The sequence below is a fragment of the Curtobacterium sp. Leaf183 genome, assembly GCF_001424385.1.
GTDB lineage: Bacteria > Actinomycetota > Actinomycetes > Actinomycetales > Microbacteriaceae > Curtobacterium.
Genome location: NZ_LMPO01000011.1, coordinates 1 through 843, shown reverse-complemented (window position 1 = coordinate 843; position 843 = coordinate 1). Strand labels below are relative to the sequence as shown.

Here is an 843-nt window from a genome sequence, read left to right as displayed (position 1 = left end):
CGTGTCCACCGGCAGCTCGAACACCCCCCGGTACAACGGGTTCACCCCGAGACCCACCAGCAGGGTCCCCACCAGCAGGGCCGTGACACCCGGCAGGACCAGGCGGAACGCGATGAGCACGACCGCGACGACGACGAGCACCGACACGACCTTCCAGTTCGTCGCGGAGGCGATGACCGGGGAGAGGCCGTGCCGCAGTGCGTACCAGGCGCAGACGACGGAGGCCCCGGCGACGAGACCGCCGGCCAGCGCGACCCACCACCGGGCGCGGACCCGGTCACGGTCGAGCCGGGACACGGCCACCCCGATGCCGATGACCGCCAGCAGGTCGAACGCCAGGCGGAGCCGTCCGTCCGTCGACCGGGTCAGGCCGAACAGGTTCGCGATGGGGGTCCAGCCGGGGACGAGCAGGAACAGCCACAGGACGGTGAGCACGACCAGGATCGACAGCACCGTCCAGTCGAGCCGACGAACGGCCCCGGCGGCACGAGCGGCGCGGACCGAGCGGACCAGCAGCCAGACGAGCAGCGGCACCAGGAACACGATCGTCATGAACGGCGCGGCGGCCTCGGACTGGTTCGGCCCCAGTCCGTCGGACACCCCGTTCTGCAGCGCGCCGGCGAACGGCGCCCCGAAGGTCGACACGATGCCGTCGTAGTCGAGCGCACCCGCGAACTCCACCCGGCGACCCGGGTAGACGGTGTCGAGCACGGCCTCGATCGTGTGCAGGCGGGTGGCGAGCCAGACGCCGAGCACGACGACGGCACCGACGGCGCTGACCACGAGGGGCGTGATGCGGCGCAGCACCGGCCACCACCGCGACCACTCCCCCGAGAACCGCGC

At 72.5% G+C, this 843-nt stretch carries 1 protein-coding gene; it reads right to left on the bottom strand.

Annotated features, from left to right (window positions below):
• The coding region (locus ASG04_RS17670; RefSeq protein ID WP_200938543.1) for a hypothetical protein at positions 1–843 on the bottom strand (843 nt) is incomplete at both ends.